7 protein-coding genes and 1 pseudogene are annotated in these 8507 nt (G+C 69.1%); 6 read left to right on the forward strand and 2 right to left on the reverse strand.

The window, feature by feature from the left end; genetic code table 11:
- The 3 genes and pseudogenes from QH195_RS28315 to QH195_RS28325 form a co-directional block, all read left to right on the forward strand.
- Nucleotides 1-191: pseudogene (locus tag QH195_RS28315) on the forward strand (hypothetical protein); the annotation flags it as partial.
- A gap of 9 nt (nucleotides 192-200) precedes the next feature.
- Nucleotides 201-863, forward strand: coding sequence for a response regulator transcription factor (locus QH195_RS28320; protein ID WP_280426021.1), 663 nt, complete (start codon nucleotides 201-203; stop codon nucleotides 861-863).
- 107 nt (nucleotides 864-970) lie between these two features.
- Nucleotides 971-3103: a serine/threonine-protein kinase gene (locus QH195_RS28325; RefSeq protein ID WP_280437634.1), complete on the forward strand. Its 2133-nt coding sequence runs from the start codon at nucleotides 971-973 to the stop codon at nucleotides 3101-3103.
- A 43-nt stretch (nucleotides 3104-3146) separates the two neighbouring features.
- On the opposite strand, the gene QH195_RS28330 is transcribed toward QH195_RS28325, so the two are convergent.
- Nucleotides 3147-3857 carry an ABC transporter ATP-binding protein gene (locus QH195_RS28330; protein WP_280437638.1) on the reverse strand — a complete coding sequence of 237 codons (711 nt, stop codon included), beginning with the start codon at nucleotides 3855-3857 and terminating at the stop codon, nucleotides 3147-3149.
- A 43-nt stretch (nucleotides 3858-3900) separates the two neighbouring features.
- On the reverse strand, nucleotides 3901-4206 hold the full coding sequence (locus tag QH195_RS28335; protein WP_280426023.1) for a hypothetical protein: 306 nt from the start codon (nucleotides 4204-4206) through the stop codon (nucleotides 3901-3903).
- 507 nt (nucleotides 4207-4713) lie between these two features.
- Here QH195_RS28335 and QH195_RS28340 point away from each other — a divergent pair.
- The 3 genes from QH195_RS28340 to QH195_RS28350 form a co-directional block, all read left to right on the forward strand.
- Entirely contained in the window at nucleotides 4714-6189 is a 1476-nt protein-coding gene (locus QH195_RS28340; protein ID WP_280437635.1) for a sensor histidine kinase, read from the forward strand.
- Nucleotides 6190-6390: 201 nt separating this feature from the next.
- Entirely contained in the window at nucleotides 6391-7077 is a 687-nt protein-coding gene (locus tag QH195_RS28345) for a response regulator transcription factor (protein WP_280437636.1), read from the forward strand.
- 66 nt (nucleotides 7078-7143) lie between these two features.
- On the forward strand, nucleotides 7144-8507 hold a 1364-nt coding region (locus QH195_RS28350), incomplete at its 3' end, for a serine/threonine-protein kinase (RefSeq protein ID WP_280437637.1).

Here is an 8507-nt window from a genome sequence, read left to right on the forward strand (position 1 = left end):
CCGCGCGGCTGGCCCCCGTGCTGGGCGAGGAGAAGGCCCGCGCCTACATCGACAATCTGACCAACGACGGTGCCGCGGTCGGCACCCCGGAACAGATCGTGGAGAAACTGTCCGCCGTCCGCTGTTCGCGCTGCTCCATGCCCCCTCCGGGGGGCTCTGCTGGCCCCCCCCCCCGTCGACACAGCAATTAAGCTGAGCGCGTGGCAATAACCGTGTTGATCGCCGACGATCAGGCCATGGTCCGGCAGGGGTTCGGGGCGTTACTGGCCGCGCAACCCGATATCAGTGTCATCGGTGACGCGCCGGACGGGAAAGTGGCGGTCGCCGAGGCGGCGCGGTTACGACCCGATGTGGTGCTGATGGATGTCCGGATGCCGGAGATGAACGGCCTGGACGCGGCTCGCTCCATCCTGTCCGCGGGTTTCGATCCGCCGGTGCGGGTGCTCATGCTGACGACCTTCGATATCGACGACTACGTCTACGAGGCGCTCGGTCTGGGCGCCAGCGGGTTTCTGCTCAAAGATGCTCCGGCCGAGGAGCTGGTGCGCGCGGTGCGGGTGGTCGCGGCGGGGGAGGCGCTGCTCGCGCCGACCGTGACCCGGCGGTTGATCGCCGAGGTGACGATGCGGCGGGCCGCGCGCCGCACGCCGTCGCCGGCGCTGGCGGCGCTCACACCGCGGGAACGCGAGATTCTGGAGTTGGTCGCCCGGGGGATGTCCAACACCGAAATCGCCGAAGCTCTGTTCATCGCCGAGCAGACGGTGAAAACCCATGTGTCGAAGGTCTTCACCAAATTGGATCTGCGTGATCGCGCGCAGGCGGTGGTGCTGGCCTATGAATCGGGTTTGGTCACCCCCGGCTGAACGGATCGACAGGGTTTCCATGGACTGCGCGAATTACCGTTGTCACGACGGAACCGGCGGCGTGTGCCCGGTAGGCTCACGAGTCTGTCAGTCACCCGAAGGGGGTCGTGTTGCTCAACAGCGGTGACGTGTTCGCCGGGTTCACCATCGAGCGGCAACTCGGTGAAGGCGGAATGGGTGCCGTGTATCTGGCCCGGCATCCCCGGCTCGGGAAACAGACCGCGCTCAAACTGCTCAAACCGGAATTGTTCGCCGATGCCGCGATCCGCACCCGTTTCGAGCGGGAGGCGGATCTGGCCGCCGCACTGGACCATCCGAGCATCGTCACGGTGTACGACCGCGGTATGGAGGGCGAACACCTGTGGATGTGCATGCAGTACATCGACGGTGCCGACGCGGGCACCGTGAATTCCCTGACGCTACCTCCGGACAAAGCGGTGCAGATCATCGCCGGTGTCGCCGACGCGCTCGATTACGCACACGGAATGGGTGTTCTGCACCGCGATGTGAAACCGTCCAATATCCTGCTCGCCCGCGCCAATACCGGGCAGGGTGAGCGGGTTTTCCTGACCGATTTCGGGCTGGCGCGGTTACGTGCGGAAACGGTCCGGTTGACGCAGACCGGAATGTTCACCGCGACCCTCGCGTTCGCTTCCCCGGAACAGATGACCGGCGGCGATATGGACGGTAGGTCGGACCAGTATTCGCTGGCCTGCACGCTGTACTGGCTGCTCACCGGAATGGCGCCGTTCGATTCCCCGAATCCCGCCGATATCATCCACGGGAATCTGCAGCTGGCGCCGCCGCCGCTGGCGGTCAAACGGCGTGGCCTGCCGCCCGGTCTGGATCCGGTGCTGGCCAAGGCGATGGCCAAACATCCCGGGCACCGCTACCGCACGTGTGCCGAGTTCGCCGCGGCCGCGGAACATGCGTTGACCGCCGGCCCGCCGGCGACGGAAACCACCGGTCCCGGGCCCGGTTTCGCTGCACCATCCGCGGGATACCCGCCCGCACAACCTGTTCCGCCGGCCGCCGGGGCGCCGGGATATCCGGCCGACAGCCGATACGCGGGCAGTGCGCCGGTGGTGCCGCCGCAGCCGAGCACACAGCGGGGACCGTCGGTGGAGCAGACCGGTGGTGCGGGTGCTCTCGCCCGCGCAGCCACCACCCAGGGGCCGGTCGACCGGACCGGCGCGCAACCCACCGTCGCGATCAACCGGCCCGCACCGCCCGCCGGCTCGCCGGGTTCGGTGGTGGAGCAGACCGGTGGATTCGGCGCCGTATCGCCGAGTGTGGAGCACACCGGCGCGAACCCGAAGGTGCCGGCGGGTGTCGAACACACCGGCGGAATACCGGTGGTCACGGGAGCCCGGCCCGAGCCCGGGGGCGCGCCGGCCGGTTACGCGGGTGAGTCCGTGGAAAACACCGGTGCGACGGCGACCATGCGACACGGCGGCTACCTGCCCGGTCCACCGGGCTACTCCGTGCCGCCCCCCGGCTATGCCGCGCCCGGAAATACCGCACCGCCGGTGCGACGCAGCCGGGCGCCGTGGATCGCCGTGGCGATTCTCGTTCCGCTCATCGTCGCGGCCCTGATCGCGGCGGTGGTGGTGGTGTTGCTGGGCGCCGACGATGCGGGCTCGGACAGCGCACCGGCGGCGGCGCAGACTTCCACCCTGGAGCGGGAGCCCAGCAGTACGGCCGGCCCCGGTGCCACCGGACCCGGCGATTCGCCCGGCGGTGAGCCAGGCGACCGTACCCGCCGCCTGTTCCCGACACTGCTTCCGCAGGGGTCCGAACTCGACGGCTTCGGCTTCCAGAATGCTCGGTGCAGCCGGTTCGGTCCCGGCGATCAGATCCCACTGCTACCGGATGTGCCGGTCTTCGACGAGGTCCTGGAAACCCGACCGTGGGACGCGATCTGGGATTGCCGGCAGATCCAGCTGCAACCCACCCGAATGGACTACACGATCATCAGCTATCCGGACGCCGAAGCCGCCCGGGAGGTGATCGCCGGACTGCCCGCGCACGATACGTCGTCGGGCACCAAATCCGGCGAACCGTATACCGCGCATATCTGGGAGGATGCCGGCGCGCGTGGCCAGTTCAACGTGAACATGCTGGTCTCTTTCGGCACCGGCGGTGATTCGCCGCGCAGCAACTCTCTGCTGTTCGTCCGTAAATGGGGTCCGACCGCCCGCCAGGATGTGCACCGCTGGTGGGCAGACGCGCCGCTGTGATCGGCACTGCGGCCCGGTCGATGGGCACAGGCTCGTTCCGTTGTTACGCGCCCACGGTGTGCGCGGTGGTGCGCTCGTCCGATCCGATGCGCCCGTCGCCGAGGGTGACCACCCGGTCGCAGTAGTCCACCGCGCCACGGTCGTGGGTCACCATCACCACCGAATTACCCGATCCGGCGACCTCGGCCAGCAGTTCGAGGATCGAGGCGCCGGTTTTCGAATCCAGATTGCCGGTGGGTTCGTCGGCCAGGATGAGCGGTGGATCCATGATCAGAGCCCGGGCCACCGCGACCCGCTGCATCTGCCCGCCGGACAGTTCGGCGGGCCGGTGCTCGGCGCGCGCACCGAGCCCGACCCGGTCGAGCAGTTCCAGGGCCCGCGGTTTGGCTTTACGCAGGGATTTGCCGTCCAGCAGTTTCGGCACCGCGACGTTCTCCCACGCCGACAGGGTGGGCAGCAGATTGAAGAACTGGAATACGAACCCCACGCGATGGCGCCGGAATTCCGACTGCTGCTCCTCGCTCAACGCCCCGATTTCGGCGCCCTGGAACCGGATCGAGCCGGAATCGGGCCGGTCCAGCGCGCCGAGCATATGCAGCAGCGTGCTCTTCCCGGACCCGGACGGACCGATCACGGAGGTGAACTCGCCCGCCTCCAGACGCAGGCCGATCCCGTCGAGCGCCCGCACCGGCTGATCGCCGATGCGGTACTCCTTCACGACGTCGGTCAACTCCAGCATGGCCGGCTGCGTCATCGCCACCCCGTCTTCCACAGCTGTCGGTACGGCCGGGACCGGTTCACGCGACCAGCACCCGCGACGCCGTCCGGGCATCCAGTACCGCGCGCAGTACCGGTTGTTCGGCCGCCAGTTCGAGGTACGCCTCGTCCACGGTCCGGCCCTGGGCCGCACCCAGTTCCAGCTTGGCGTCCAGATGAATGTTCCACCGATAGCGCAGCGCCGCAAGTACTCCCTGCGGACCGCCGAACAACCGGTCGAGGTGGGGGATATCGTCGAACAGGTCGGCGCGGGCCGGGTCGCCGGCCGCGCGGTCGAGTACGGTGCGCAGGATTTCGGTGCGCAGGTGCTGCTCTGTCCAGGACATGATCCGTGCCCTTTCGGTCGGGGCCTGGGGTGCGCCGCCCGATCCGGTGCGGCGTCGGTGCGTTCCACGCTACGGATCCGGCTCCTGTCTTTCGTCGTGCGGCGGGCGTGAATCGATCTCCTACCGGGGGCGGAGACGGGCCCCGGCCCCAGGTGGATGTCTCACGGGTCCCGGGCTGATTACCCTGGACGTGTGCCTGAGAGCCACCGCACAACCGGTTCCGAAGCGGGTGGTCACCCGCGGCGCACAGACGAGGGCATCGGCGCCGGACCGGACCGTACCCAGGCGGCGGGCGGTTGGAACGCAATCGACCGCCCCGGAGAAGTCACCTCGCGGGTCTCGGCCGGGAGAGCCGGTGCCGGCCGCGATGATGCAGATTTCGGCCCCGACCGGGTCGAAGGTGCCACGGCGGGGTGGGACGGGACCGCTGATGCAAGTGGAGAGGCTGTGTCGCGCGGTGACGGGAAGACTGTCGGCGGCCGCCATGAAGGTACAACGTCCGATGGGGTGGGCAGTGGTGTTGCCGCGGCCGTAACGGGCGGTGCAACCGCGGTCGTCTTCCGTGGTGCGGAGGCGGCGGCGGGTAGCGGCGATATCGCCGGCAGCGGTGGTGAGGCTGTGGAGCGTGGCGGTGTGGCAGGCGCTCGCAGCTCGATGGCCGCTCGGGCCGGCCGGGTGTGGCGCCGGTTCACGGACTGGTGGCCGAGCGGGCGGTTGCGGCTGGGCTGGCACCCCCTCGGAGACCTCCCGTTCGACTACCCGCCGAAGGTGGTGCTGTTCGCCGATCTGGCGCTGCTCGTCCTGGGTCTCGTCGCCTGCCTGCAGCGGCACGAGTACTTCCCGACCGTGCTGCCGCTGCTCGCGGTGGTACTGCTGTTCCTATCGGTACCGGCCTATGTGCTGTTCGGGATCGTGCCCCGGCCACTGGCGCTGGGGGTGGCGACGATGGTCGCGGCCGCGCTGTTCTTCGCCCAACCGGTGGAATCCGATTTCGCGCCGTTCGTGCTGATGGTGGTGGCCGCCGAGATCGCGGCGATCGCGCCGAAACGGATGAGTATTCCGCTGGCCATGCTGGCGACCGTCGAGCTGATCGCCTTCGCCGCACTGAGTCAGGTGCTGTGGGGAAACGACTACCTGCGCACCGGCGTCCCCATGTACGCGCTCGGAATCCTGCTCGGCTGGCTCGTCGGCGTGATGCTGCAATACCAGCGGCTGTATCTGTACCAGGAACGGGAGAACCAGAATGTGCGGGCCGCGCAGGCGGCGGCCGCCGAACGCAACCGCATCGCCCGCGAAGTACACGATGTCATCGCCCACTCGCTCACCGTCACCCTGCTACACGTCACCGCCGCCCGGCACGCGCTCACCACCGACAGCGATGTGGAAGAGGCGGTGGACGCGCTCGCCGACGCCGAACGGCTGGGCCGGCAGGCCATGGCCGATATCCGGCGCACGGTGGGACTGCTGGATTCCGGTCCGGCCACGGCGGGCCCGGAACCGGGCGCCGACGATATCGCCGCCCTGATCGACGACTTCGCCAACGCCGGCCTGACCGTGCGCCGCCGGTTCACCGGCGATCTGGACCGGATCTCCGCGGCGGTGGGTCTCGCGCTCTATCGCATCTGCCAGGAATCACTGGCCAATATCGCCAAACACGCACCCGGCGCGGCTGTCGAATTCGCGCTGGAGGTCGGCGCGCGGTCGGCGGTCGTGCGAGTGCGCAATCCGCTTCCGCCGGGCACACCGGTTGCGCGGATCGGGCACGGCACCGGTGTTACCGGGATGCGGCAGCGGGCGGAAGGTCTCGGCGGCCGGATCCAGATCGGACCGGAGGCCGGCGCGTGGATCGTGCGGGCCGAATTCCCACTACACGACCGCCCGCAGCGGGGCGGCGATCCGGCTCCCGAAACCCGCGAAGAACATTGTGCACTGATGAAATCGATCGGCGTACCCCAACTTCGTAGACCGGGGCTGCCCGGATGACCGCGGGCGTCCCGGCACCGGTCGCGGCCTCGGGCAACGGCAGTGCCCACCGGGCGATCCGGGGCACCGCCGTTTCGTCCGGCGAGAATGTGCCCATGGGCGACCGGGTGAGCAACGGCCGAACCCGCCCCGATGCGGGCCGGTCGAGTTGTGTGCCGAACCGGCTCGGCCGGTGCCGGCCGCCTGATCACGGGAGGACATATGACCAGCGCCGATAACGATCCCGGAGCCCTCGAGGTTCTCATCGTCGACGACCAGGAACTCGTGCGCGGCGGGCTGCGTCGGATCCTGCGCCGCCGCGACGGGTTCCGGATCAGCGAATGTGCCGACGGCGACGAGGTGCTCGCCGCGGTCGCGGCACACAGCCCCGATATCGTGCTCATGGATCTGCGGATGAAACGGCTGGGCGGTATCGAGGCGACCCGGTTGCTGCGGGCCCGCGGCGACGAACCACCGGTGCTCGTGCTGACCACCTTCGACGACGACCAGCTGCTGTCCGGGGCATTGCGCGCCGGTGCCGCCGGGTTCCTGCTCAAGGATTCCCCCGCCGAGGACCTGATTCGGGCCGTCCGCACCGTCGCCGCGGGCGGAGCCTGGCTCGATCCCGCCGTCACCGGACGCGTCCTGTCGACCTACCGCACCTCCGCGGTCGCGCCGGTCGCGCCGCCCGCCGGTGGCGAGCTGACCGGGCGCGAATACGAGGTCCTGGCCCTGATCGGCCGCGGCCGGGCGAACAGTGAGATAGCCCACGCGCTGGGAATCTCGGAGGTCACCGTGAAATCCCATGTCGGTCATATCTTCGGCAAACTGGGACTGCGGGACCGCGCCGCGGCCATCGTGTACGCGTTTGACCACGGTGTGGTTTCCCCGGGACAATCCAAGGTTTGACGGGCAGCCCGGCGTGACTACGCGACCGGGTGGATACGGCGCCCGCGACGTGGAGAGGATGGACGGGTGCAGGCGCCAGGTTCCGAAGTCGGCGGGCGGTTCGGTCCTTACGAGCTGCGTTCCCTGCTGGGTAGCGGCGGGATGGGTGAGGTCTACGAGGCCTACGACACGGTCAAGGATCGGGTGGTCGCGCTCAAACTGCTCTCCGGCGATCTGGTCGGCGACCCGGAGTACCAGACCCGGTTCCGTCGTGAATCGCAGGCCGCGGCCCGGCTCGCCGAACCGCATATCATCCCCATCCACGACTGGGGCGTGATCGAGGGCCGCCTGTTCATCGATATGCGGCTGGTGGCCGGCACCGATCTGCGGACCGTGCTGCAGTCCGGTGGCCCGCTGAGCCCGCAGCGCGCGGTCACCGTGATCGAGCAGATCGCTGCCGCCCTGGATGCCGCGCACACCGACGGTCTGGTGCACCGCGATGTGAAACCGGCGAACATCCTGGTCACCGACGCCGATTTCGCGTACCTCGCCGATTTCGGGATAGCGCACCACGCGGGCGATTCCGCCGTGACACAGGCGGGAGTCGCGATCGGCTCGTACACCTATATGGCGCCCGAACGGTTCGAGCGCGTACCGGTGACCTCCCGGGCCGATATCTATTCGCTGGCATGCGTTCTGCACGAATGCCTCACCGGTGCGCAACCGTTCGACGCGCCGAGTATCGGCATGCTGATCCGTGCGCACCTGGCCGAAACGCCGCCACGGGCAAGTCTTCAGCGAACCGGGTTACCGGCCGCATTCGACGATGTGATCGCATGTGGTATGGCCAAGGATCCGCACGAGCGTTTCGCTACGGCAGGAGAACTCGCTGTCGCAGCCCGTACCGCGCTGAACTCCCCGGCACGTCCGCCGCAACCCCTCGCGGCGCCCGCACCGGGTACTGGCGAATTCCCCGCAACCACCGCGCCTTCCGCGGAGAGCTCGCCGCCGACCGGCGGTATACCCACCCTGGTGGTCCGGATTCCGAACCGCGACGAGGACGGTGCCCCCGACCAGACCACAACTCTGCCCGCGATCATCCCCGGCGACCCGACCTCGGTGCGCCCGACCGAATTCGAGTTCACCCCGCTCACCGCGGAGGAACCGGCCGAGCCCGAAGCTCCGGCCGCCGGTATCCGCCCGTTCCCCGACGCCCACCTGTACCAGAACGAGCAGTTGCATCCGGCCGCCGATCCGGCGGCCCGTCCGGATTCGGCGCCGGGGCGCCCGGCGGGGGGAGAGGGGGCCCGCGGACACCACCCCCCCCCCCCCCCCCCCCCCCGCCCAAAAAAGGGAAACCCCCCGGATGAACCAAATAAACAAACCCCAAAACCAGCCCCCCCCAAAAACCCCAAAGGCGGGCCCAAAGCGGGGGGGGGGGGGGTTACCGG

Source organism: Nocardia carnea, assembly GCF_029868855.1.
GTDB classification, from domain to species: domain Bacteria; phylum Actinomycetota; class Actinomycetes; order Mycobacteriales; family Mycobacteriaceae; genus Nocardia; species Nocardia carnea_A.

Coding starts and splice junctions, on each gene's coding strand:
- QH195_RS28330 (WP_280437638.1), bottom strand. CDS start 3,857: ATGACGCAGCCGGCCATGCTGGAGTTGACCGACGTCGTGAAGGAGTAC.
- QH195_RS28345 (WP_280437636.1), top strand. CDS start 6,391: ATGACCAGCGCCGATAACGATCCCGGAGCCCTCGAGGTTCTCATCGTC.
- QH195_RS28335 (WP_280426023.1), bottom strand. CDS start 4,206: ATGTCCTGGACAGAGCAGCACCTGCGCACCGAAATCCTGCGCACCGTA.